Raw genomic sequence first — 23,272 nt, forward strand, 5'->3', positions numbered from 1 at the left:
GCGCCCTGTCGGGAATCGAAGGGTGCGGGATGATCGTTGCGGCCGGAGGTCGGCGGCGGCGGCTCCTACCAGGCGTTGCGCTTCAGGCGCCGCAACTGGCGTTCGAGATCCTGGAGGTTGGTCGCAGCGTCGCCCTGCCCGGCCAGCGTCTTGTTGACCGCGGTCCAGAACTGCTGGGACACCTCGTTGTACTTCGCCTTCGTGGGTGCGGAGGGGCGCGGCGTCGCGTTCTCGAAGACCGTCTTCCACTTCGCCACCAGCGGCTGCTTCTCGGCGATCTCCGGGTCCTCGTAGAGCGAGGGAATCGTCGGCAGGCGGGCCGTGCCGAGCGCGCGGGACTTCTGCGACTCCGCAGACGTCAGGAACTTCACGAGCTCGATCGCGACGTCCTGATGCTCGGAATACTGCGAGACCGCGAGGTTCCAGCCGCCGAGGCACGCGGCGGACTGCCCGCCCTCGCCTGCCGGCAGCGGCACCGCATCGAACTTGCCCTTGACGGGGGAATCGTCGGCCGCGCTCAGCGGATAGGCATAGGGCCAATTGCGCATGAAGACCGCATTGCCCGTCTGCCAGACGCCGCGCGACTCCTCTTCCATATAGCCGAGAACGCCCTGCGGGGCGATCGTGCCGACCCAGCCCTTGGCGAGATCGAGAGCAGCCGCCGCCTTCCCGTTGTTGATCGTGATCTCGCCCTCGGGCGAGACGATCTGGCCGCCCCCGTTGGAGGCTATCCATTCCAGCGCGTCGCAGGTCAGGCCCTCATAGGCCGCGCCCTGAAACACGAACCCGTTCATCTGGGCGTTGCCGCCTTGGCGCTCGGCGTCCTGCACCACCTTGGCCGTCTCGGTCAGCTCGGCCCAGGTCTTCGGCACCTCGCGCCCGTGCTTCTCCAGAAGGTCCTTGCGATAGTAGAGCGCCGGCGCATCGGCGAAGAGCGGCATGGCGACGAGCTTGCCCTCGACCGTCTGCGATTGGATCACCGCCGGCAGGTGCTGGCCGACGACGTCTTTCATCGCGTCCGTCAGATCGACGAGATTGGCGGCGAGTTGCGGCGCCCAGATGACGTCGGTGCGGTAGACGTCCACGTCCTTGTTGCCGGCCGAAAGCCAGAGGCGGTACTGGCCGAACTGGTCGGTCGTCGATGCCGGCATGGTCACGATCTTCACCGTGTGGCCGGTCGCCTTCTGGAAGGCGTCGAGCTGGCCGCGCATCTCGTCGACGTCGCGGCCGACCGAACCGAGCGCGATGGAGATCTCCTCCGCCCGGGCGGAGCCGACGGACAGGATGGTCGCGGCCAGAAGTGCGGCGGTAAGGACTTTGGGCATGCGTTGATTCCTCCCGTGGATACCTCGGCGCCCGTTGAGACCGGGCCTCCCGCCGAACTCTGCTCTCTGCACCGGGCCGATGCGATGGTCTTCGACGCCGACGCTAAAACGGCAATGGCTCGGCCCCAAGACACCTAGCGCCCTGTTCGCCCGCGTCTCCCACCGCCGTCGAACGATTGTGTCAAAAAGTTGTAGCTTGCCTCTCAAAGCGCTTTGGAATGAGTTGAAGCGGTTTGAGAAACGTGTCAACATGGCTTATTCGCCAATCGCGACGCTGCGGCGCGACGAGCGCGCGCAGCCAGTCGGGCGACGCGCAGGAGAGGTCCGGCAGCATGGTGCGCAATCTCAAGGATCTGGCGGAACACCTGAAGCTTTCACCCGCGACCGTCAGCCGGGCGCTCAACGGTTTCCCGGAGGTCAGCGCCAAGACACGTCGCCGCGTCGAGGAAGCGGCCGAACGGCTGAACTATCGGCCCAACCCCGTGGCGCAACGCCTTGCCACCGGGCGGGCCGACGCCATCGGCATCCTGTTCAGCACTGCCGACCATCTTCTCGCCAACCCGATCGTGACCGACCTCCTCACCGGGATCAGCGAAACGGCGGCAGAACACGGCCTCGCGATCCACCTGTTTCCGATCAAGGCCGGCGAGGAGCGGTCGGCCTGCGAGAGGATCGTCGGATCGGGCGCGGTGGACGCCCTCGTGTTCCTCTCGCCGATCCTCGATCGGCCGGAGACGGCGGATCTGGCGGAGATCGACTTTCCCGTCGTCTGTCACGGCCGGCCGCTGCTCGGCCAATCCGTCGCCTCGCTCAGCGTCGACAATCTCGGCGCCTTCGCCAAGGGCACAACCCACCTCACCAGCCTTGGCCATCGTCGGATCGCGCTTCTCAACGGCGAGGAGGACTACGCCTACGCCCGCGACCGGCGGCAGGGCTACCTTGCGACCCTTCGCGAGGCGGGGCTGCACATCGATCAGGACCTGATGGCGCAAGGGCCGCAGAGCTTTGCGGAGGGATATGCGGCAGCGGGGCGGATGCTTGACCTGTTAGAGCGGCCCACCGCGTTCCTGTGCACGTCCGTCCTGGTCGCGACAGGCGCCGCGCGCGCCATCGCGGAAGCCGGACTGTCGGTCCCCGGCGACGTTTCGCTGATGGCCCATGACGACGTGATCGCCGCGTTGCCGCCGGAGATCGCGGCCCCGAGCCTTACGGTGCTCCGGTCCAGCGTTCGGCTCGCGGGGCGCCGGGTCGCCGAAATGGCGATCGAGCGACGGCAGGGCACGCCGGCGTCCGATCTCGCGGAAGTCTGGGACGTGCCGCTGATCCCCGGTGCTTCGACGGCCCCCGTTCGAACAGCCGCCGCCGCATCGGGAAAAGCCGACGCCTGAGCGGTCTCTTCTCCTTGCAAAACGTGCCGCGATCCGGCGCATCGCTCACCGCATCGCGCTGACGGCCCCGAGGACGAGCGAGGCCGCGAGGGAGAGCATCACAATACCGACCAAGGCGTCGAGAACGCGCCAGGCCGCCGGCCGGGCGAAGACCGGCTGAAGCAGGCGCGCGCCGTAGCCAAGGCCCGCAAACCACAGGAAACTCGCCGAGGCCGCACCGAGCACGAAGACCGGGCGCAGCCCCTCCGGTTGCGCCGACCCCGCCGTGCCCATCAGAAGCACGGTGTCGAGATAGACGTGCGGATTGAGAAAGGTGAAAGCGGCGCCGGTGGTCAGCGCGCGTCCGAGCGAGATGGTGCCGGCCGCGCCGGTCGTGATCGCGGACGGCGCCGCCACCCGGCGAAAGGCTGCAACGCCGTACCACGTGAGGAACGCTGCACCGCCGAGAGCGAGCGCGATCTCCAGTTGCGGGACGGCCGACAGGAATGCACCCATCCCGCCGACGCCAGCCGCGATCAGCACCGCATCGGACGATCCGAAGAAGAGGACGAGCGGCCCGACGTGCTCGCCCCGCAACCCCTGCCGCAGAACGAAGAGGTTCTGTGCGCCGATCGCCATGATGAGCGCCGCGGACAGGGCGAAACCGGAGAAGAAGGCGGAGAGCTGTACTGTCATGGCGCAAGGGATGCCGGATCAACCCGGTGAAGTAAAACTTGTTCGCCTTACGCCAATGAAGCATAGCTTCACGCCATGCTGGACTATCCCGCCCTTTCAGCCGTTGCCGCCGTGATCCGCGAAGGGTCGTTCGAACGGGCAGCCCAGGCTCTGGCCATCACGCCGTCCGCCGTCTCGCAGCGCGTGCGAGGGCTCGAAGAACGGCTCGGGGCGATCCTCGTCGTCCGCGGGCAGCCCTGCCGCCCGACGGATCTCGGTCGCACCCTGTGCGCGCATCTGGAGCGGGTGCGATTGATGGAGATGGAGGTCGCGCTAGGCCTCCCGACCACGGAGGCCTCCGAGACCAACCGACCGCCACTGCGGATCGCGGTCAATTCCGACAGTCTGGCGACCTGGTTTCCCGCAGCCGTTGCCGCCTTCGGCCGGGCGACGGGTGCGCTTCTCAATCTGACGCTGGACGATGAGGCCCACACGGCCGACCGCCTGCGCTCGGGAGACGTGCTTGCGGCCGTGACTGCCGATGCGCGTAGCGTTCAAGGCTGCCGGACGACGCGGCTCGGCGCCCTTCGCTACATCGCCTGCGCGAGCCCGGACTTTGCGGCACGATTTTTCGCAGACGGGGTGACACCGACGTCGTTGTCGGCAGCGCCCTGCCTGCGATTCGATCGGCGGGATGGACTGCAGGCGCGCTGGGCGAGGGAAACCCTCGGGGTCGAGTTCGACGCTCCCGTCCATACGGTCGCCTCGACGCACGCCTTCGTCGACTTCGCGCTGGCGGGACTGGCCTGGGGCATGCAGCCAGCCGCATTGGCCGCGCCGCATCTGGCGACCGGTCACCTGGTCGCCCTGACGCCGGACGGGACGCTCGACGTCATGCTCTACTGGACCGTCGCGAGGCTGCCCGTCGCATCGCTCCCGCGCCTCACCGACGCGGTGCGGGCGGCTGCCAAGGCGGCTCTGGTTCAGGCCGGCACGACCGCGTCGTAGGGCGCGCCGACGCATTGAACGTGGAAGCGCCGACGGATTCGGCGGGAGGCCCGCAGCTGCGATGCCCCCCCGCCGACAAGCCTCAGAAGTTCGCGGTCATCGGATCGGGACCCATGCGCCCGTCGGGCGAATCGAGGCCGGCGAAGGTCGCCATGTCCTCCTCGTCGAGGCGGAAGTCGAAGACGTCGAAATTGGCGACGATGCGGCTTGGTGTCACGGACTTCGGGATCACCACCAGCCCGTTGTCAATATGCCAGCGAATGATGACCTGAGCCGGCGTCTTGCCGTGCTTCTGCGCGATCCGGCCGATCGTCGGATCTTCCAGCAACTGGCCTTGGCCGAGCGGGCTCCAGGATTCGGTGGCGATACCCCGCTCCGCGTGTGCGGCGCGCATGGCACGCTGCTGGAAGCGCGGGTGAAGTTCGATCTGGTTCAGGACCGGCTTCACGCCGGTTTCCGCGATCAGTCGGTCGAGATGTTCCACGGTGAAGTTGGAAACGCCGATCGACTTGGCGCGTCCCTCTTCCTTCAGCCGCACCAGCGCACGCCAGGTCTCGACGTAGAGATCGCGGTTCGGCGCCGGCCAGTGGATGAGATAGAGGTCGACGGTTTCGAGGCCGAGCCGCTTGAGGCTCGCGTCGAAGGCCTTCAGCGTCGCGTCGAATCCCTGGTCGGCGTTCCAGACCTTGGTGGTCAGGAAGAGGTCGTCCCGCGCGACGCCCGACTGGCGCAGGCCTTCGCCGACGCCGCTCTCGTTCTCGTAGACCGCCGCCGTGTCGACATGGCGGTAACCGGCACCGATCGCCGCGGACACGGCGTCCGCCGCGCCGTCGTTGGGCGTGCGCCACACGCCGAGACCGACCTGCGGGATCGTATGGCCGTCGTTGAGCGAGACGGTCGTTTGCTGGTTCATGGGAGCTCCGTAAGTGACGGGTCGGGGCGGAAGGCCGGCCCCAGTCGCTGCCGTAGATAGGCACGAGCCGCTAAAGCCGAAACCGAAAGTGCTTGGTTCGCCACGACGGCTTAGTCGAAACAACAAGCCGGGCCACCTTCGGAACACCGGTCGCGCCGCACCGTTTGCACGCAGGCTCCTGCGGCTCGTCCTCGGACGGACGAAGGCCGAAGCCGATCGCCGAAACAACGGATGCGCATGACCCAGGACGTCGATTTTCTCATCATCGGGGCAGGAGCCGCCGGCATCGGTGCCGCGCGCCAGCTCAGGAGCCTCGGTGCCTCGCCCCTTGTCTTGGAGGCTGCCAATCACATCGGGGGACGCGCCGAGACCTTTCACTATGGAACTCTCGCGCTCGACCTTGGCTGCGGCTGGCTGCATTCGGGCGAGCGCAATGCCTGGACGAAGATCGCCGCGGAGACAGGCTTCGCGGTCGACCGGCGCACGCCCGCCTGGGGCCGGCAGTACCGCAGCCTCGGGTTTCCCCCGAGCGAACAGGCGGCCGCCTCCGCCGCGATGGAGCGTTGGGCCGAGCGGCTTGTCGAAGCGCCCCCGGCGAGCGATCGGGCGAGCGATGCCCTGGAGCCGGGCAACCCCTGGAACGACTTCATCGCAGCGCGCACCGGCTATATCAGCGGCGTCGGCCCGGAACGCATCTCGGTGGCCGACTACGTCGCCTATGACGAAGCCTCGTCGGACGAGAACTGGCGTGTCGAGGCCGGCTACGGAACGCTCGTCGCCGCCAGCCTCCCGCCCGCCGCGGACCTTCGCCTCGGCGTTTCGGTGCGTCGGATCGATTTGGGCGCGGATCGCGCGATGGTCGAGACCGACGCGGGCACCCTGCGCGCGCGCTGCGTGATCTCCACCGTCTCCACCAACGTCCTTGCGGGCGATGCGATCGCGATGCCCGCCGCGCTCGATCCCTGGCGCGACGCCGCCGCGCGCCTGCCCCTCGGCCGCAACGAGAAGGTGTTCCTCGAGATCGTGGGCGACGCACCGTTCGAGGACGAAACGCACGTCGTCGGCGCACCGCACAGCCGCAGGACGGGAAGCTACTACATTCGCCCGCTCGGCGCGCCCGTGATCGAGGCATTCCTCGGCGGTGATAGCGCCGAGGTTCTGGATGGCGGACCGGAGGCCGGGTTCGATTTTGCCGTCGGTGAGCTCAGGGGACTTTTCGGCTCGGACATCGCCCGGTGGCTCCGCCCTTTGACGTCGACGCATTGGAGCGGGCTCGCGACCATCGGTGGGGGCTACAGTTGCGCCCTGCCCGGCCATGCGGACGCTCGGGCCCGCCTCGCCCGCCCGTTCGAGGACCGGCTGTTCTTCGCCGGCGAAGCCACGAGCCGCACCGATTTCTCGACCGCGCACGGGGCGCACGACAGCGGCGTTCGCGCAGCCGACGAAGCGTTCGCGGCGATAAAAGGCCTGCAACGGCTGACCGGAGCGTGATCCCGAACGGTTGGGTCTCGACAACAGGCGCCCGCTTGCCCATCAGGGGACAGGCACACAAGCGGCGGTTCTCATGGTGAAGACGACAGGTTCCGGATCGCGACGCCGCCGCATCGGACGCGCCCCGATGGTGCGTCGCTCCCGTGCGATGTGGCTCTCGAGGCGCCTGTGGCGGCCCCGGCTCGTCTTCTGGTTCGGCGCGCTGGCAGTGGGCCTCGTCAGCGTCGCCTTCGCCGAACTGGCCGACTGGGCGCAACGGGCCTTCGCTTCGATGCGCAGCAACGATGGCACCGGCTTTCTCGTCGCGCTTCTGGTGCCGCCTCTCGGCTTCGCCCTTTCCAGCTTCCTTGCCCTTCGCTTCTTTCCCTATTCGCAAGGCAGCGGCATCCCGCAGGCGATTGCGGCGCGCCATTTCGAGGCGGACGGGGAACGCGGCATCCTCCTGTCGCTCCGCGTCGCGGCGGGCAAGATCCTGCTGACGCTACTCGGTCTCCTGTCGGGCGCCTCGATCGGGCGCGAGGGCCCGACCGTGCAGGTCGGCGCAGCCATCATGCTGGCCGCGGGGCGGCTCGGCGGCATGGCGCATGCACGGGGGCTGATCCTCGCCGGCTCCGCCGCCGGCATTGCCGCCGCCTTCAACACGCCCCTGGCGGGGATCGTCTTCGCCATCGAGGAGATGGGCCGAGCCTACGAGGCGCGGACCAACGGCCTCGTCCTGTCGGCGGTGGTGCTTGCCGGTCTCGCATCGCTCGCGCTGACCGGCAACTATACCTATTTCGGCCAGAGCGACGCCGTTGTCGCGTCGGCCAGCGAGTGGATGCTCGTCATCGCATGCGGCGTCGTCGGCGGTGGGCTCGGCGCCCTGTTCAGCGCGGGCGCTCTCGCCCTCATGCGCCGCGTTCGGGTCTGGTCGAAAGGCCGGGCGATGCGCGTCGTGGGCATCGCGGGTGCCTGCGGCCTGCTGGTCGCCCTGATCGGCCTCGCATCGGGCGGCGCGACCTACGGCACCGGCTACGAGCAGGCGCGCTCCGCCATCGAAGGGTCGCCGCTTCCGCCATCTTATTTCCTCGCCAAGTTCGCGGCCGGACTGGCTTCGATGGTCTCGGGCATCCCCGGCGGCATCTTCGCGCCTTCGCTCTCGGTGGGCGCCGGGATCGGCTCGACGATCGGCCTCGTGCTCGGCCTCGGCTCGGGCCTCGCCGCGACGCTCGGCATGGCCGGGTATTTCGCCGGGGTCGTGCAGGCGCCGATGACAGCGTTTGTCATCATCCTCGAGATGACCGGCAACCAGGGCAACGTCGTACCGATCATGCTGGCGTCGCTGATCGGCTTCGGCACGGCTCGCCTCGTCTCGGGCTCCCCGCTCTATCACAGCCTCTCGCGCAACTACGTCGCCGACGTCCTGCGGCAGACCCGCAGCGAACGGGAGGGACCAGCGACGTGACGGCGACGCGCTGGCAGTGGATCCTACGCCGCGTCACGCGGCGCATCTGGTTCCGCGCAGGACTGTTCTCGCTCCTCGCCGTGGCGACGGCCCTCGTCGGGGCCTGGGCCAGCCCCTTCATCTCGTTCGGGTTGTCGGCCTCGATCGGCGCGGATGCGGTCGATAACATCCTCGGCATCCTCGCCTCATCGATGCTGACGGTCACGACCTTCTCGCTCTCGACCATGGTCTCGGCCTATTCCGCCGCGACCAGCAACGTCACGCCGCGCGCCAATGTCCTCATCATGGAGGACTCGACCACCCAGAATGTGCTGTCGACCTTCATCGGCTCGTTTCTGTTCAGCCTCGTCGGCATCATCGCCCTGTCGACCGGCACCTATGGCGAGCAGGGGCGCGTCGTCCTGTTCGGCGTCACCATCCTCGTCATCGGCTTCATCATCGTGACGCTGCTTCGCTGGATCGATCATCTGTCGCGGCTCGGCCGGGTCACCGAGACGACGCAGCGCGTCGAGGAAGCCGCCATCGCGGCGGTCCGCGAGAGGCGGCGGCGGCCATATCTCGGCGGGCTACCGCTGCACGACCGCACGTCCGGCGTTCCGGCCGGTGCCGTGCGGCTGGCGGCGCGTGAGATCGGCTACGTCCAGCACATCGACGTCGAAGCGCTGGCTTCGCTGGCCCGCCGCGCTCGGGCACGCGTGTTCGTTCTGCGTCTGCCCGGCGAGATGGCCGATCCGACCGAAGCGATCTTGGCCGTCGAGGGCGCGCGGATCGAGGAAGCAGCGCTTCTCCGGTGCGTGACGATCGGTGACCGTCGCTCCTTCGACCAGGACCCGCGCTTCGGCATCTGCGTGCTGACGGAGGTCGCCAGCCGCGCCCTGTCGCCGGCGACCAACGATCTCGGCACGGCGGTCGACGTGGTCGGCCGGCTCCTGCGCGTGCTGGCCGCATGGGCCGAGCTGAGCGAAGCCGACGAGCCCGCGTTCGCCGAGGTGCTTGTCCCGCCGCTCCGGGTCGATGATCTGTTCGACGATGCCTTTCTCGCAGTGGCCCGTGACGGGGCCGGCATCGTCGAGGTCGGGGTGCGTCTCCAGAAGGCGCTGCGCACGCTCTCGCGTCTCGACCATCCCGACTACGCGCCAGCCGCCCGGCACCATGCAAGGCAGGCGCTTGAAAGGGCCGAAGTCGCCATGACGCTGGAAGCGGACAAGAAGGCGCTGCGCGAGATCGCGGCGACGGTTTGACCTGTCGGCTGTACCCTCCGAGCGTGTCATAGGCCGAGGTCAGACCGGCAGCACCAGCGCGTCGGGCGGGCAGGTTGTCGCAAGCTATGGTCAGCGGCGGGAGGGTCTCTAGCCAGCGAAGCGTTCCTGCCTAAGTGCCCCTTCCCGATCGTTCGACGGCTGGACCTTGCCGCGCGATCATCCGAAGGAGCTCGACATGGACACGATGACGCCCGGCGCAGGGACCTGCCCTTTCGGTGGGACCCGGATCAGCGGTGCGGCCGGCAGCGAGCCGCAGATCGATCACTGGTGGCCGAACCGGCTGAAGGTCGAGCTCCTGCATCAGGAGCCGCCGGCAGCCAACCCGCTCGGCCCGGACTTCGACTATGCCGAGGCCTTCAAGGCGCTCGACCTCCAGGCCGTGAAGTCCGACATCAAGGCGTTCCTGACGACGTCGGTTTCGTGGTGGCCGTCCGACTACGGGAACTACGGACCGCAGATGATCCGCATGGCCTGGCATTCGGCCGGCACCTATCGCATCGCGGACGGGCGCGGCGGCGCGGGCCAAGGCATGCAGCGCTTCGCACCGGTCAACTCCTGGTGGGACAACGGCAACACCGACAAGTCCCGCCGCCTTCTCTGGCCGATCAAGCAGAAGTACGGCGCGGCGCTCTCCTGGGCTGACCTGATGGTCCTGACCGGCAACTGCGCGCTGGAGATCATGGGCTTCAAGACCTTCGGCTTCGCCGGCGGGCGCGTCGACGCCTGGGAGCCGGATCGCTCGACCTACTGGGGTCCCGAGGGCTGGACCGGCAAGGCCCCGAAGGACGCGCCGCGTGGCCCCATGGCCGGACACCCGGAAGAGATGGTCAATCGCGGCCTGCGCTGGCAGGGCGGCCCGAAGGACGCGACCTACGAGCTCGACAGCCCGCTCGCCGCCTCGCACCAGTCGCTGATCTACGTCGATCCGGAAGGCCCGAACGCCAACGGCGATCCGCTGGATTCGGCCCGTGACATTCGCCTCACCTTCGGCCGGATGGCGATGAACGACGAGGAGACGGTCGCGCTGATCGCCGGCGGCCACGCCTTCGGCAAGTCGCACGGCATGGTGAAGGCCGACCGCATCGGCGGCGCGCCGGAAGTCGCGCGCATGCACGAGATGGGTCTCGGCTGGCACAACCCGGAAGGCTCGGGCAACGCCGAGTTCACTATGACCAACGGCATCGAGGGCTCGTGGACGCCGAACCCGACGCAGTGGGACAACGACTACCTCGAGAACCTCTTCCGCTTCGAGTGGCGCAAGACCAAGAGCCCGGCCGGCTCGATCCAGTGGACCCCGGTCGATCCGGACGCGCCAAAGACCCCGGACGCCCACGTTGAGGGTCGAATGAACCCCTTGATGATGATGACCTCGGACATCGCCCTCAAGGAGGATCCGGCCTATCGCGCCGTCTGCGAGAAGTTCCTCGCCGACTTCGATTACTTCTCCGACGCCTTCTCGCGCGCCTGGTTCAAGCTGACCCATCGCGACATGGGCCCGAAGGTTCGCTACCTCGGCCCCGAGGTGCCCGCCGAGGACCTGATCTGGCAGGACCCGATCCCGCCGCTCGACCATGCCGTAATCGACGACGCGGACATCGCGCGCCTGAAGTCGGACATTCTCGCGAGCGGCCTGTCGGTCACCGACCTTGTCGCGACGGCCTGGGCCGCCGCCTCGACGCATCGCGTGTCCGACAAGCGCGGCGGCGCCAACGGCGGTCGCATCCGCCTCCAGCCGCAGCGCGGCTGGGCGGTCAACGAGCCCGACCGGCTGGAGCGCGTCATCCCGAAGCTGGAGGAGATCGCCGATCGCTTCAACGGCTCGGCGCCCGGCGGCAAGCGCGTGTCCTTCGCGGACATGGTCGTGCTCGCCGGCTGTGCGGGCGTCGAGAAGGCGGCGCGCGACGCGGGATCCAATGTCGAGGTTCCGTTCGTGCCGGGTCGCCGAGACACGACGCAGGAGCTGACCGATGTCGAGCAGTTCGACTGGCTTCAGCCCGTGTCGGACGGCTTCCGCAACTACCACGACACGTCGATCGACTTCACCGTATCGCCGGAGGAGCTGTTCCTCGACCGCGCCATGCTCCTGTCCCTGACCGCGCCGGAATGGACTGCCCTCACTGGCGGCCTGCGTGTCCTCGGCGTCAATGCCGGCGGCTCGCAGCACGGCGTCTTCACCGATCGCGTCGGCACGCTGACCAACGACATGTTCCGCCACCTCACCTCGATGGACTACGTCTGGTCGCCGCAGGACGCCTCGGAGATGACGTTCGACATCAAGGACCGCAACAGCGGCGAGCGTCGCTTCACCGCCACGCGCTGCGACCTCGTGTTCGGCTCGAACTCGCAGCTTCGCCAGATCGCCGAGGTCTATGCGGCTGACGACGGCAAGGACCGCTTCGTTCGCGAGTTCGTCGATGCCTGGCACAAGGTGATGATGCTCGACCGCTACGAGGTGAGGCCGACGCAGCGTTGAGCCGGCACGGCGCATGACCCTTCGGGACGGTCCGACGGATCGCTCCCGGCATCCATGCCCTTGCCGATCGATGGGGGTTTCGGCGACATGGTGATCCGTGTCGCCGAAACCGGAGCTTCAAATTGGACGCGCCCGAACCGCAGCCCGCAACCGCCCCGTCGGGCGCCCCCACGATCCGCACCATCGCCATGCCCGCTGACACCAACCCGGCAGGCGACATCTTCGGTGGCTGGCTGCTGGCACAGATGGACTTCGCGGCCGGCACGGCGGCGGCTCGCCTCGCACGAGGTCGCTGCGCCACGATCGCGATCGAGGCCATGCGCTTCCTCAAGCCCGTCTATGTCGGCGACGAGGTGAGCCTCTACGCCGAGATTTTGCATGTCGGCCGCACCTCGATGCGCATCAACGTCGAGGCTTGGCGCCGCAGCCGCGAGGGTGAGGAGGTCGAACAGGTGACGCAAGGCGTCTTCACCTTCGTCGCGATCGACGCCAACCGGAAGCCGCGGCCGATCCCGGTTCAGAGCTAGCCCCACCGCGACACACGGCGTCATCCACCGGAAGCGCGGATAGGCTAATCTGCATGGCGCAAAGCGGGAGATGGCGGATGGACGGTGCCTTCAGTGTTCTGGCGACCTCGGCGCTGTTCGTCGGCTCGCACTTTCTTCTGTCCCACCCGCTACGGGCCCCTCTCGTCGCGAGGCTCGGAGAGAAGGGACTCCAGGGCGTCTACACGCTCGTCGCCTTCGCGACGCTCGGCGCCACGGTCTGGGCCTATCGCGCCGCGCTTGTCACCGAACCCCTCTGGGACGTCGGCGACGGTCTCTGGGCGATCGCCACGGTCCTGATGCTCGTCGCCTCGATCCTCTTCATGGGCTCGCTGGTCCGCAACCCCACGCTGTCCGGCTCGAAGACCGACCCCGCCCATGCCGAGGCTCGCGGCGTCTTCGCCGTGACCCGGCACCCGATGATGTGGTCCTTCGCGATCTGGGGCCTGTCCCATATCCTCGTCTACCCGATCGCGAAGAACGTCGTGCTCTGCATCGCGATCATCATCCTGGCGCTGGTCGGCTCGGCGCTGCAGGAGCGCAAGCGCGCGGCGCTCGATCCGGCGGGATGGCGATCCTGGAGAGCACGAAGCAGCTTCTGGCCGTTCGCCGCCGTCGCGGCAGGCCGGGCGCATTTCGGCGGTTTCGGCATGCATGCCCTTGCGGGTGGAACGGCGGTCTGGCTCGTCGCGACCTGGGCCCACATTCCGCTCGCCGGCTGGGCGGCCGGCATCTGGCGCTGGGTTGTCTGACGGCTCGGCCAACGCCCCTGTGGACTGCGGGCTGGCGCCGTGCGAAGCGGCTTGCCAATCCGTTCCCGATCTGTTCTGTCGGCTGGTGACGACGGCCGCAGAGAAAGGCGATGGTGGCGCGCGAGACAGAGGCGGAAGCCGACGATGGGACCGATCGCGCGGGCGCCGCGATGCCGACCCGCCAGCGTAAGATCATCCATGTCGACATGGATGCGTTCTACGCCTCGGTCGAGCAGCGGGACGATCCGTCGCTGCGCGGCAAGCCGCTGGCCGTCGGAGGTTCGGCACAGCGCGGCGTCGTGGCGGCGGCAAGCTACGAGGCCCGTGCCTTCGGCGTACGCTCGGCCATGCCGTCGGTCACCGCCAAGCGCCGCTGCCCCGACCTTCTGTTCGTGAAGCCGCGCTTTGACGTCTACAAGGCCGTCTCGCTCCAGATTCGCGGGATCTTCGCCGAACATACCGACATCATCGAGCCGCTGTCGCTCGACGAGGCCTATCTTGACGTGACGGAGAACAAGCAGGGCATCACGTCCGCCACCGCGATCGCCGAGGCGATCCGCCGGCGCATCCGCGAGGTCACCGGCCTTACCGCCTCAGCCGGCGTCTCCTACAACAAGTTCTAACGCACACCTTCAGGCAGTTTTGTCAACAATTAGGGGCAAGCTGCTGTAAAACATTGCAAAATGCGCGTTTGACAGGGTTTCTTCCCTAGGGTAACTGCGTCCGCCCTATGAAGCATCTGCTGAAACCCGAAGGCATTGCCGAACTAAAGGTCACACTGGTCGTCTTTCCGAATGGCGAGCGGTGCCCGATGCTCGTCACGGGCGACGGCATCCCCCTGTTTGACCCGACGGTCTGGTCGCTCACGAAGTATCGCAGGAGGAGCGCTTCCACCGTGGAGCAAGCCCTCCGCGGGGCAATGCTCATCCACCTGTTCTGCTGGCGACACGGCATCGACCTGGCCGAACGCATCAGGAGCGGCGCGTTCTTCGAGGTCGGAGAACTGGATGCCCTCGCATCGGACGCCTCGAAACCGTTCACCCGGCTACGGGGGGTATCGAAGGTGGTCCCCGTGGCTGCAACTGCGCAGAAGCGCCGTCGCTCCGTCGCAAGACTGCATCGAAGGCTTCCGTCGACCACTCGGGCGCAAGTGGTCATTCCCGCCACCGCAATGATCAGACTGCACTACGCCGCAAGCTACCTGAAGTGGCTCGGAGAACGACAGAGACCCCGTCTCCCCACAGGGGCCGTAAGTGCCGACGAGGCGTCCGCGAGGATGCGGGAATACGGGGCGAGGCTTCTGGAAGTGGTCGAACAGATTGAGGAGCGGTTGCCGTCAGTTACCGACGCGGACCGCACGAGCCTAGAGCCCGAAGAGCGGATCCGCCTTCTCGCGGTCACCCACCCGGACAGCCTGGACAATCCTTGGATCGATCCGTTCGTGCGTCTGCGGAACTGGGTGATCGTGCGCTGGCTCCTCGCCACCGGGATGCGACGGGGCGAGCTGCTCGGCCTCAGGATCAAGGACTTCAACCGGGGTCAAGCCTTTTGCGAGATCAAACGCCGTCATGACGACAAGCGCGACCGTAGACGTAGGCAGCCGAACGCTAAGACATCGGAGCGCCTCGCCCCCTTGGACGAGGGCTTGACCGAGCTCGGGGAGGAGTACCTCGAAGCCCGCAACCGGATCGAGGCTGCGCGCAAGCACGGCTTCCTCTTCGTCGCGCAAGACGGCAAGGCCCTTTCGGAAAGCGCAATCACGGGATTGTTCGCGCTGCTTCGGGAAAAGCATCCGGATGTCGGCCCTGTGAGCGCTCACGTCCTCCGGCATCAGTGGAACGAGGACTTCTCCGCCTACGCCGACGCAATCAAGTTGAGCGCCGAAGAAGAAGTCCGTGAACGCCGCTTGCTGATGGGGTGGTCCCGAACGTCCAAGATGCCGGGCCACTACTTGAAGCGCCGGACGAAGGTCAAAGCCGACGAACACAGTAGGGACATGCAGCGCCGGTTGATGAAGCACGGGTCCGCGATCCGGCAACGCATGCAGGACATGGAACGGGCGACCAAGGCGTTGCAGGACGACAGGGCTTGGCTCGGGGAGGTGATCGGTGCGTAAAACACCCTTCGGCAAGATGCCAGACGTCGAGTCACCTTACGAGCTTCCCGACCAAGCCGAGACCCGCGATGGCTATGTCTACCGTCCCGGCGACGATCATTGGCCGATCGTTACCGACATTGGTCGGCTGAACTTCCACTTCGGCGACCTCGGCGTCGCCCACGCGCTGAAGACCGGATTCAAAGGGTTCGTCACAGCACGACTTCGCAGCGAGAACCCGAGGTCGGTGTATTCGAATTACCAGTTGGTCCGAGGACTGCTCCTTCACATCGCGACCTACGACACGGACGCAGTTGCAATCTCATCCGCCCACCTGATGAATTACTCCGCTTCGTTCGAAGAGGACCAACGCTACCGTGCGACCGAGGCCAACGACATTGTACGAGTGTGGGCGCGCCTCGGCATCCCGGCTGTTTCAAGGGAAGCCTTCGTCACCGCCACCGACATGCCGAAAAGTTCAAGGAAGCGAGCGCTTGCGGTCCGGATGCGGTGCCCGATCCAAGGTGCGTACACGAACCTTGAGTATGACGGGCTTTATAAGGCTCTCCACGCGGCTTTCGCCGCGGGCGAAATCGCTATCGACAACTACGGCCTCTGCCTTCTCAGCGGAGCGATCGGGCCCAGGCCTGTTCAGATTGCCGGCCTGACGGTCGGCGATCTGAAGGTCACGATGGGGCCTGCGGGGAAAACGTACGTTCTGGCGATCCCCCGTGCGAAGCAAAGGGGCGCACGATACCGGACACAGTTCACCGAACGCCCCCTCATCGAAGAGATCGGCATGATCATTGAGGCGCAATCCCTGTTGGTTCGCGAGAAGGCAAGGCTCTGCGGAATGGCTGACCCCAACGAGGCACCCTTGTTCCCGGCCGTGCACGTGAGCAGTACATTCTTCGACGGTGGGACAACCCCTGCCCGCCCGACGCCAGCTTCCATCGCGATGAGGATCATCAACGTGATGGAGGGACTGGGCGTGAATTCCGAACGAACCGGAGAGGCGATCAACGTGAACGCCACGCGGGCGCGACGCACGGTCGGCACCCGTGCGGCACAAGAGGGCAAATCCCTGGACGAGATCATGGTGATCCTCGACCACACGTCACGTACCGCTGCACAGAGTTACATCGAGGTTCGTTCCGATCTTCTCCAGCGCCTCGACAAGAAGCTTGCCATCTTGCTGGCACCCATGGCGCAGCGCTTTGCTGGAACCCTTGCGGCGCGTGGAAACGACGTCGGGCAAGGCATCGAGCGGCATATCCTCGGATCCGTCGACGAGGGCGAAGGGCCCGTGGCCCTGGGTGGCTGCGGGAAGCACGGCTTCTGCGGCCTTGGGAAGCCAATTGCCTGCTACACGTGCCGACTGTTCCACCCATGGCTGGACGGACCTCACGAAGAGATCCTCGACTGGCTTCTCGGGAGGCGCAGGCAGATGGCCGAGGACGGATCCATGGCCGTCGCCGTCACACTTGACGACACGATCGTCGCGTGTGCCGAAGTGGTCCGCCAATGCCGAGCAAGGGCGGCATCGCTGGAAGGCGACCGAAATGGCTGAAGTCATCCCGTTTGTCCCGAAGGCCCATCTCGCCGCCTTGGCGAACATGGAGGAGTTCGTACGCTTTTGCCGCGACGAACTCGCCGTGTTCGGCTCCGATCTCGAATTCGAATCTTTTTCTTGGAACGTTACGCGCTTTTACCATCAGCGAGGCAAGTGCCATGAGCACTTCCTGAACTTCACCGAGAACACTCCCCGGCTGGGCCGGCTGGGTCCCATAATGCCGGAGCCGTTCGCGAGCCAGGTGAAGGCCTACATCCGCTACCATGCAGGTCGAAATCCGTCGAAAGCTCCTCCTCTGAATGAGATACGTGCGTTCAGGGCGTTGCTCGCGGCGTTCCTCGACAAAGGGGTGACGCCGGACCTGGGCTCGGTAGATGCCCATTTGCTCGACCATGCTGTCCAACTTGCTGCCGCAAGGAGACCAGGCAACTATTCAGCGAGCATCGGCGTTCTTTTGACGCCAGTTTCGGAGTTCCTGAGAGAAAACAATCTCGCCGCGAACGCCCCGATCGACTGGAAGCACGGCCAAGCGTGGGAATTGTACAACAACCGCTCGAGAGACGAGCGCCGTGAGGCACTGATGCCTTCAGATGAGGCGCTGCAAGCGCTTCCACGAAGTTTCCGTAAGGCAACCGAACCTCGTGATGTGATCGCCACGTCGGTGATGGCGCTGCTGGCGTGCGCCCCAAGCCGCATAAACGAGATCTTCGCACTCCACCACGACTGCGAGATCAAGCCCCTGACGGATGGCGACGAGGGTTACATGCTGCAATGGGCGGGCTCGAAGGGCCACCACGACTTCGCAAAGGGCATCCCCGCCGTGATGGCCGATGTCGCCAAGGAAGCGCTCGCGCGGCTGAACAAGCATACGGCCGAAGCACGACGCATCGCGGCTTGGTATGAGCATCATCCCGATCGTCTCTATCTGCCGGACGACTGCGTCCACCTGCGGGGCAAGGACCTCTCCGGGGCCGACATCGCACGTATCATCGGCTTCAACGAAGCTGGCAACGGACGAGACTGGGCAACCGACCGGAAGCTCGAGCCGATCAAGGGGATGCGGTCCTCAGCGGGACAAAGGATCTATGCGTTCCGCTTCTCGGACGTCGAAAGCGCCATCTTGTCCGAGTTGCCGCATGGCTTCCCGATCTTCGACAAGCAAACGGGTCTCCGCTACAGCGAAGCGCTGATGGTGGTGCGCCGTCAGGAATTTGCCGACCGCGGACGCGGACGATGGCGCTGCATGATTGCCCCCGTTTCCTATGGCAACATCATGAATAGTTTTCACAAGCCCGACGGCGTCTTCGCGCGCCTTGGACTGTCAACGCCCGAAAATCCGATCGTCCTGAAGACACACCAACTGAGACATTGGCTCAACACGGTGGCACAGCGGGGCGGCCTGACTGAGGCGGAAATCGCGGCCTGGAGCGGCCGCTTGGACCGCCGGCAGAACGAACCCTACGATCACCGTACGCCCGAGGAGATGCTTCAAGCGAAGCGCCGTAGGGACAAGGAGGTCGCAACGATCGCGGGTACCGCGGTGAGGGTGAACCCACCGGTGGCGAGGAATGAGGCTGCGGCTCGCGCCGGGCACGGGCATGCGACAGACATCGGCTTCTGCGGGCACGACTTCGCCTCGTCCCCTTGCATGATGTTCATGCAGTGCCTGCACTGCACCAAGCACACATGCGTCAAGGGTCACGATCCGCGACACCTGGAAAGGGTGGAGTTCGCCCTCGAGCGCGCTCGGCGAAGCCTCGCTGAAGCGGAGGCGGCGCTGGCAAAAGAGTACGAGGGTGCGGACGACTGGGTCCGCGCTCATCGCGAGACGATCGAGCGCCTCGAGCAGTTGTACGGCATCCTGTCCGACCCGACCGTGCCGGACGGTTCGGTGATCCGGCTCGCCAAGTCCGGCCGTTACTCTTTGGTCGAACAGGCCATGCACGACAACGAGGTGGTCACGGGCGTCCTGCTGCGGGGGAACGTCGGCGGCATGCAGGGGATCGGTGCAGGGACGGCCGGTGCCTAGGGGCGTACGCAGGAAGCCCCCTGCCCGCCGTCCCCGCGCGCCTCCCATGACCCCGGAGCGCATCACCCGCATCGTTGCCCTGATCGACGGATGGACGGGGCGCCTCACGTGGGAGGCGCTCTGCGAAGCGGTCGCGCGCGAGACCGGCGCAAGCTACAGGCGGGCGTCGCTCAACAACTACCTTCAGATCAAGTCTGCCTACAAGGCGTACGTCAAGAAGCCCAACCTAGCACCAAGCGGGGATGCGACCCCGGCACCAAAACCAAAGGGACCGAGCAGGACGCAGAAGAAGATCAGCAGGCTGGAAAGGAAGGTCGCCGAGCTGACGGCCGTGAACGATGCCCTGTTGGAGAAGTTCGCCCGTTGGGCGGTGAACGCCGGCTCGCGCGGCCTCGACGAAGCCTTCCTGGATCAGCCACTGGTACAGATCAAGCGCTCCGAGAACCGATGATGGCGCAGAAGTCGTTCCTCGAAGTGAGCGAAGAGAACCATGCCAAGCTGGTCGAGTTCGTGGAGCGGCTCCGCGCGGCCGGCCTGAAACTCCCCGGGCGTCTCGGCAAGGTCAACAAGACTGCCGTCGCTAGGGCTTGCGGCTTCGCGCGGGAGGTTTTCCAGCAGAACTCCCGCTTCGCCCGCACCCTGGAAGAGGCCGTCGCGGACCTCGGCATCGACGTGCCGCAGGCGGAGGAGCCGGAGCCGCGGGACAGCGGGGACAAGTCCAGGATCATGCGTCTCGAGCAACAGCTCGCCGCCGCCCGCAGCGAGAACCATGAGTTGAGGCGGCGCTTGCGCCGCTACGAGGCCATCGTGGACCACGTGGCGTCGTCGGGGCGGAGGGTGATCCCGTGAGTTCCTCCCCTGGGGCGGCATGGGGAACGGAGCTGCCGCGCGGCCAGCATCTTATCCGGTTCCTGGCGGGACGACCGGAGTTCGTCGGCGTGGGCCCCGCGACGGCCCGGCGGATGTGGGATGCCTTCGGGGAAAGCCTCCACGACATCCTCGCCGAAGGCAGTGTCGAGCGCCTGACGAAGGTCCTTCCGCGGACACAGGCCGAGATCGTCTGCGATGCATGGCGGAACCAGAGGGCCGTCACCGAGGCGGTCGCGTTCTTCGACCGGCACGGCATCGGCATCCGTTACGCCCGAAAGGCCGTGGAGCTGTGGGGCGACGAAGCCATCGCCAAGCTCCAAGAGAACCCCTACCGCCTGTTGACGCTCTGCGCCTGGAGAGAAGTGGATCAGGCCGCGATGCGACTCGGGGTCCGACTGGACGACCGACGACGGCAGGTCGGGGCGGTGGAGGCGGCGCTCTACGAGCGGCTCGACGGGAAACACACGGTCACGTCCCTGGAGAAGCTCGTCCGCCATGCATGCACGCTCCTCGGCGCGACGCCTGCGGATGCGGAACGCGCCGTGACCATCGCGGTGGACGACGGCGCGGCCATCCCTTGTCCGGGTGGCTACCAGCCTGCGGGGGCCGCCTACGCCGAGCGGTTCATCGAGACCCGCATCCGTGCGGCGCTGGCCGATGACGGACAAGCGAGGGACCTGCTGGCGAGCCGACCCACGCCGGTTGCGATGTCGACCTTCCTCGAACGTTACAACAGTCTCGCCTCCCAGCGACTGACGAGCGAGCAGGCAGACGCGGTGACGATGGCGTTGAACCATCGGTTCGCGATCCTCGTCGGGGGCGCGGGGGTCGGCAAAACCACGACGCTCCGCGCCATAAACGAGGCCGCCGAGCAATTCGGATTCCACGTACACCAGCTCGCGCTCGCCGGGAGGGCCGCGCAGCGAGTGGCGGACGCGACCGGCCGGGCGGCCCGTACGATCGCCTCTTGGCTCTGGGATGCCTCGAAAGGCCGCGCGGGAACGGGAGCGCACACGCTCGTCGTCGTCGACGAAGCGAGCATGCTGGACCTACCCACGCTCTACCGCATCCTGTTCCATCTGCACGAGGATGCGAGGCTGCTGCTGGTCGGGGACGTCGCCCAGCTCGCCCCGATCGGATACGGCCTCACCTTGCACCGTCTGGTTTCCAGCCCCCGGATCCCGCGTGTCGAGTTGACCCGCATCATGCGGGCCGACGAGGCGACGGGAATCCCGGCGGTGTCCAGAGCCGTACGCGAAGGCAGGTTGCCCGAGCTACCGACTTACAGGGACGGTCGCACAGGGTGCAGCGTCGTCGGATGCGGGCCGGAAAGCGTCATCGACGAAATCGAGCGGATCCGCGACGACCTCCGCGACGAGGAAGTGCAGGTCGTGGGAGCGACCTATGCCGGTCCCGCCGGGATCGACGCGATCAACACGTACTTCCACCGCTACAACGCGCATGGCCGCTTGCGGCTCGCGCGCTTCGCCGAGGGGGACCCGGTCATCTGGACGAAGAACGACCACGAGCGCGGCCTTTGGAACGGAACCATGGGGCATGTCCTCGTCGTGAAGGAAGACCGCCTTACTGTCCGGCTCGACGGTCGGACCTTCGACCTCTTGGCTGCCGACCTGTCCGGCCGGATCGACCTCGCCTACGCTATCAGCACGCACAAGGCGCAAGGGTCGCAGTGGGGCACGATCATCGTGCCGTTGAGTTCCAGCCGTCTTTTCGATCGGGCTCTCCTCTACACGGCGCTGACCCGAGCCGAGCGACGCGTGGTCTTGGTCGGCGACCTCGGGCACCTGCACCGTGTGGTGACACAGCAGCCGAGTTCGCTTGCGCGCGACGTCGCGCTTGCCGTCTGATGGATCTCGCCTCGTCAAATGGGCGGATGATCGCGCGGAGCCAGGACCCTGGATCCACGGTCCTGCCAGCATTCGCGCTGTTCCAGAATACCCTCAGGGCGGACGCGGCCCGGTCCGGCGCGCTCCCCATAGCGCCGTAGCCGGACCGGGCCGCGTCCGCCCGTCCCCGTGCCCAGCACCTCGCAGCGGCGGCGCCGGAGTCGATCGGCGGCCCGGTAGTGAACGACCGGATGCCGTCCAGCCTTCAAGACACGCGTCGGGACAAGCTTTAGCAGGAGCCCGCCGACGCGTCCCGGCCGCTTCATGCACAAGAGCGTCCAGCACTGCGTCGGCAAGCATTTCGCGGGAGGAGCCTTACTTTGCCGCGGCGTCGAGGATCGCCGCGAACTGCTCGGGCGGAAGCGCCCCGCGGTACTTCTTGCCGTCGATGAAAAAGGTCGGCGTTGAATCGACACCGAACTCGCTCGCGCCCCTGTCCTTCGTCGCCACGACCTTCGCCTGGAGGTCGGCGTCGGACAGGCATGCCCTAAAGCTTTCCTCCGTGAAGCCCGCGATGCGCGCGATCGACAGAAGCCTGTTCGCCGCGTCGTCCGCGTGCGCCCAGCTCTCGGATTGCGCGAACAGGGCGTCGACCATCGCCGTGCGCCCGTTCTCGCCAGGCGTGCAGCGCGCCAGCATGGAGGCGGCGACCGCGCGCGGGTCGAACGGGAACTCGCGGACGATCAGCTTGGCCTTGCCCGTGTCAAGGTAGTCCCGCTTCAGCGTCGGGTAGGTGTTGGCGTGGAAGGCCGCGCAGTGGTCGCAGGTCATCGAGGCATACTCGACGATGGTGATCGGCGCGTCCGTGCGTCCGATCACCACGTCGGGCAGCACTTGGCCGGACATCAGCGCGGCGACGTCGACCTCGCCGTCGGCTTCGGGAGCGGGTGTGGACGGGGATGGCGCGGACGGCGCTGCCACCGCAGTCGGCGCCGCCGGGGCCTCGCCCACCGCCGCAGCGGGTGACGTCGTCTCGTCCGAGCATCCCGCGAGCGCGAGGAGGACGAGGCAGAGGGCGGGCGCAAGGGATCGGTGCGCGCGCCGACGGGCGCCGCGGATGGATCGGGTCATGGGAATGGTCCTCTATGCGCGCGGGCGGCCCTCGGGCGGCGGCGCGGGAAACGGAAACGGGGACTGGTTGGCCGAAAGGGCCGGGTTCAGGTCCGCGTCCGGTCCGGGGGGCGCTCGTCGGGCATGCGGTCGCGCCCGAGCAGGAGATCGGCCGGAACGGTGCCGATGCGCGCGGCCGAGAACCAGGGCGAGCCAATCTCCGGATGGACGTTCCCTACCAGCCCGAAGCCGCAGTGCACGTCGTCCGGCATGTCGTTGCCGTCCGTGCCGTCGGCGGGCGCGGCATCGCCGGTGTCCGTCCCGACCCCGACCACCACGGTCTCGGCGCAGCCGGGCACCGTCGCCGCCCCGTGGGCGAGGGAGGCGAACAGGGAGGCCAGCAGGACGAGCGCGAGCGCGGCGAACTTCATGCGCCCATGATCCCCGCTCGGACCCCCGCGTCAACCGCGGCGATGCCGCAGTCCGGCAAGCA

The 23,272-nt window shown here is 67.0% G+C and carries 19 protein-coding genes and 1 pseudogene; 15 read left to right on the top strand and 5 right to left on the bottom strand.

What is annotated here, in order from left to right; translation table 11 throughout:
* Positions 1-65 precede the first annotated feature (65 nt).
* Positions 66-1,325, bottom strand: a complete 1,260-nt coding sequence (locus BM175_RS00380) for an ABC transporter substrate-binding protein (RefSeq protein WP_090958023.1) — start codon at positions 1,323-1,325, stop codon at positions 66-68.
* Positions 1,326-1,657: 332 nt separating this feature from the next.
* Here BM175_RS00380 and BM175_RS00385 point away from each other — a divergent pair, with 332 nt between their 5' ends.
* Positions 1,658-2,713: a LacI family DNA-binding transcriptional regulator gene (locus BM175_RS00385; RefSeq protein ID WP_090958025.1), complete on the top strand. Its 1,056-nt coding sequence runs from the start codon at positions 1,658-1,660 to the stop codon at positions 2,711-2,713.
* 45 nt (positions 2,714-2,758) lie between these two features.
* Here the strand turns inward: BM175_RS00385 and BM175_RS00390 are convergent, their stop codons facing one another.
* Complete coding sequence (locus BM175_RS00390) at positions 2,759-3,388, bottom strand: LysE/ArgO family amino acid transporter (RefSeq protein ID WP_090958027.1); 630 nt, start codon at positions 3,386-3,388, stop codon at positions 2,759-2,761.
* A 75-nt stretch (positions 3,389-3,463) separates the two neighbouring features.
* Here BM175_RS00390 and BM175_RS00395 point away from each other — a divergent pair, with 75 nt between their 5' ends.
* Entirely contained in the window at positions 3,464-4,375 is a 912-nt protein-coding gene (locus tag BM175_RS00395) for a LysR family transcriptional regulator ArgP (protein WP_090958029.1), read from the top strand.
* Between the two features lie 82 nt (positions 4,376-4,457).
* On the opposite strand, the gene BM175_RS00400 is transcribed toward BM175_RS00395, so the two are convergent.
* Positions 4,458-5,288, bottom strand: coding sequence for an aldo/keto reductase (locus tag BM175_RS00400; protein WP_090958031.1), 831 nt, complete (start codon positions 5,286-5,288; stop codon positions 4,458-4,460).
* 237 nt (positions 5,289-5,525) lie between these two features.
* Between BM175_RS00400 and BM175_RS00405 the strand changes: the two genes are divergently transcribed.
* From BM175_RS00405 to BM175_RS00465, 13 genes and pseudogenes are all read left to right on the top strand, one after another.
* Positions 5,526-6,779 (top strand): flavin monoamine oxidase family protein, encoded by a 1,254-nt coding sequence (locus tag BM175_RS00405; RefSeq protein WP_090959027.1) that lies wholly within the window; start codon positions 5,526-5,528, stop codon positions 6,777-6,779.
* 73 nt (positions 6,780-6,852) lie between these two features.
* Positions 6,853-8,223, top strand: a complete 1,371-nt coding sequence (locus BM175_RS00410) for a chloride channel protein (protein ID WP_090958033.1) — start codon at positions 6,853-6,855, stop codon at positions 8,221-8,223.
* Complete coding sequence (locus tag BM175_RS00415; RefSeq protein ID WP_244545810.1) at positions 8,220-9,464, top strand: DUF2254 domain-containing protein; 1,245 nt, start codon at positions 8,220-8,222, stop codon at positions 9,462-9,464. The genes BM175_RS00410 and BM175_RS00415 overlap by 4 nt, the downstream gene beginning before the upstream one ends.
* 196 nt (positions 9,465-9,660) lie before the next feature.
* On the top strand, positions 9,661-11,958 hold the full coding sequence (katG, locus tag BM175_RS00420) for a catalase/peroxidase HPI (RefSeq protein ID WP_090959033.1): 2,298 nt from the start codon (positions 9,661-9,663) through the stop codon (positions 11,956-11,958).
* A 188-nt stretch (positions 11,959-12,146) separates the two neighbouring features.
* Positions 12,147-12,485 carry an acyl-CoA thioesterase gene (locus BM175_RS00425; protein ID WP_090959036.1) on the top strand — a complete coding sequence of 113 codons (339 nt, stop codon included), beginning with the start codon at positions 12,147-12,149 and terminating at the stop codon, positions 12,483-12,485.
* A gap of 77 nt (positions 12,486-12,562) precedes the next feature.
* Positions 12,563-13,255, top strand: coding sequence for an NnrU family protein (locus tag BM175_RS00430; RefSeq protein ID WP_090958035.1), 693 nt, complete (start codon positions 12,563-12,565; stop codon positions 13,253-13,255).
* A gap of 170 nt (positions 13,256-13,425) precedes the next feature.
* Positions 13,426-13,875 (top strand): annotated as a pseudogene (dinB, locus tag BM175_RS00435) (DNA polymerase IV); the annotation flags it as partial.
* 110 nt (positions 13,876-13,985) lie between these two features.
* Positions 13,986-15,371: a tyrosine-type recombinase/integrase gene (locus BM175_RS00440; RefSeq protein WP_082653378.1), complete on the top strand. Its 1,386-nt coding sequence runs from the start codon at positions 13,986-13,988 to the stop codon at positions 15,369-15,371.
* Positions 15,364-16,920, top strand: a complete 1,557-nt coding sequence (locus BM175_RS00445; RefSeq protein WP_139224543.1) for a hypothetical protein — start codon at positions 15,364-15,366, stop codon at positions 16,918-16,920. The genes BM175_RS00440 and BM175_RS00445 overlap by 8 nt, the downstream gene beginning before the upstream one ends.
* The gene (locus BM175_RS00450; protein WP_139183986.1) at positions 16,913-18,952 is read left to right on the top strand and encodes a hypothetical protein; all 2,040 of its coding nucleotides are present in this window, start codon (positions 16,913-16,915) and stop codon (positions 18,950-18,952) included. Before BM175_RS00445 ends, BM175_RS00450 begins: the two co-directional genes overlap by 8 nt.
* 46 nt (positions 18,953-18,998) lie before the next feature.
* Positions 18,999-19,403 carry a hypothetical protein gene (locus BM175_RS00455; protein WP_061934837.1) on the top strand — a complete coding sequence of 135 codons (405 nt, stop codon included), beginning with the start codon at positions 18,999-19,001 and terminating at the stop codon, positions 19,401-19,403.
* Entirely contained in the window at positions 19,403-19,801 is a 399-nt protein-coding gene (locus tag BM175_RS00460; RefSeq protein WP_170842554.1) for a hypothetical protein, read from the top strand. Before BM175_RS00455 ends, BM175_RS00460 begins: the two co-directional genes overlap by 1 nt.
* Positions 19,798-21,690, top strand: coding sequence for an ATP-dependent DNA helicase (locus BM175_RS00465; RefSeq protein ID WP_090672816.1), 1,893 nt, complete (start codon positions 19,798-19,800; stop codon positions 21,688-21,690). Before BM175_RS00460 ends, BM175_RS00465 begins: the two co-directional genes overlap by 4 nt.
* Positions 21,691-22,044: 354 nt before the next feature.
* On the opposite strand, the gene BM175_RS00470 is transcribed toward BM175_RS00465, so the two are convergent.
* Positions 22,045-22,800 carry a DsbA family protein gene (locus BM175_RS00470; protein ID WP_061934843.1) on the bottom strand — a complete coding sequence of 252 codons (756 nt, stop codon included), beginning with the start codon at positions 22,798-22,800 and terminating at the stop codon, positions 22,045-22,047.
* Positions 22,801-22,886: 86 nt separating this feature from the next.
* Positions 22,887-23,210: a hypothetical protein gene (locus BM175_RS00475; protein ID WP_061934844.1), complete on the bottom strand. Its 324-nt coding sequence runs from the start codon at positions 23,208-23,210 to the stop codon at positions 22,887-22,889.
* Between the last annotated feature and the right edge of the window lie 62 nt (positions 23,211-23,272).

The sequence above is a fragment of the Aureimonas phyllosphaerae genome (assembly GCF_900113065.1).
Classification (GTDB): Bacteria; Pseudomonadota; Alphaproteobacteria; order Rhizobiales; family Rhizobiaceae; genus Aureimonas; species Aureimonas phyllosphaerae.

What these genes read in the sequence shown, in the direction of transcription:
- BM175_RS00380 (WP_090958023.1), bottom strand. Translation starts at nt 1,325, where the DNA reads ATGCCCAAAGTCCTTACCGCCGCACTTCTGGCCGCGACCATCCTGTCC.
- BM175_RS00385 (WP_090958025.1), top strand. Translation starts at nt 1,658, where the DNA reads ATGGTGCGCAATCTCAAGGATCTGGCGGAACACCTGAAGCTTTCACCC.
- BM175_RS00390 (WP_090958027.1), bottom strand. Translation starts at nt 3,388, where the DNA reads ATGACAGTACAGCTCTCCGCCTTCTTCTCCGGTTTCGCCCTGTCCGCG.
- BM175_RS00395 (WP_090958029.1), top strand. Translation starts at nt 3,464, where the DNA reads ATGCTGGACTATCCCGCCCTTTCAGCCGTTGCCGCCGTGATCCGCGAA.
- BM175_RS00400 (WP_090958031.1), bottom strand. Translation starts at nt 5,288, where the DNA reads ATGAACCAGCAAACGACCGTCTCGCTCAACGACGGCCATACGATCCCG.
- BM175_RS00405 (WP_090959027.1), top strand. Translation starts at nt 5,526, where the DNA reads ATGACCCAGGACGTCGATTTTCTCATCATCGGGGCAGGAGCCGCCGGC.
- BM175_RS00410 (WP_090958033.1), top strand. Translation starts at nt 6,853, where the DNA reads ATGGTGAAGACGACAGGTTCCGGATCGCGACGCCGCCGCATCGGACGC.
- katG (WP_090959033.1), top strand. Translation starts at nt 9,661, where the DNA reads ATGGACACGATGACGCCCGGCGCAGGGACCTGCCCTTTCGGTGGGACC.
- BM175_RS00425 (WP_090959036.1), top strand. Translation starts at nt 12,147, where the DNA reads ATGCCCGCTGACACCAACCCGGCAGGCGACATCTTCGGTGGCTGGCTG.
- BM175_RS00430 (WP_090958035.1), top strand. Translation starts at nt 12,563, where the DNA reads ATGGACGGTGCCTTCAGTGTTCTGGCGACCTCGGCGCTGTTCGTCGGC.
- BM175_RS00440 (WP_082653378.1), top strand. Translation starts at nt 13,986, where the DNA reads ATGAAGCATCTGCTGAAACCCGAAGGCATTGCCGAACTAAAGGTCACA.
- BM175_RS00450 (WP_139183986.1), top strand. Translation starts at nt 16,913, where the DNA reads ATGGCTGAAGTCATCCCGTTTGTCCCGAAGGCCCATCTCGCCGCCTTG.
- BM175_RS00455 (WP_061934837.1), top strand. Translation starts at nt 18,999, where the DNA reads ATGACCCCGGAGCGCATCACCCGCATCGTTGCCCTGATCGACGGATGG.
- BM175_RS00460 (WP_170842554.1), top strand. Translation starts at nt 19,403, where the DNA reads ATGGCGCAGAAGTCGTTCCTCGAAGTGAGCGAAGAGAACCATGCCAAG.
- BM175_RS00470 (WP_061934843.1), bottom strand. Translation starts at nt 22,800, where the DNA reads ATGACCCGATCCATCCGCGGCGCCCGTCGGCGCGCGCACCGATCCCTT.
- BM175_RS00475 (WP_061934844.1), bottom strand. Translation starts at nt 23,210, where the DNA reads ATGAAGTTCGCCGCGCTCGCGCTCGTCCTGCTGGCCTCCCTGTTCGCC.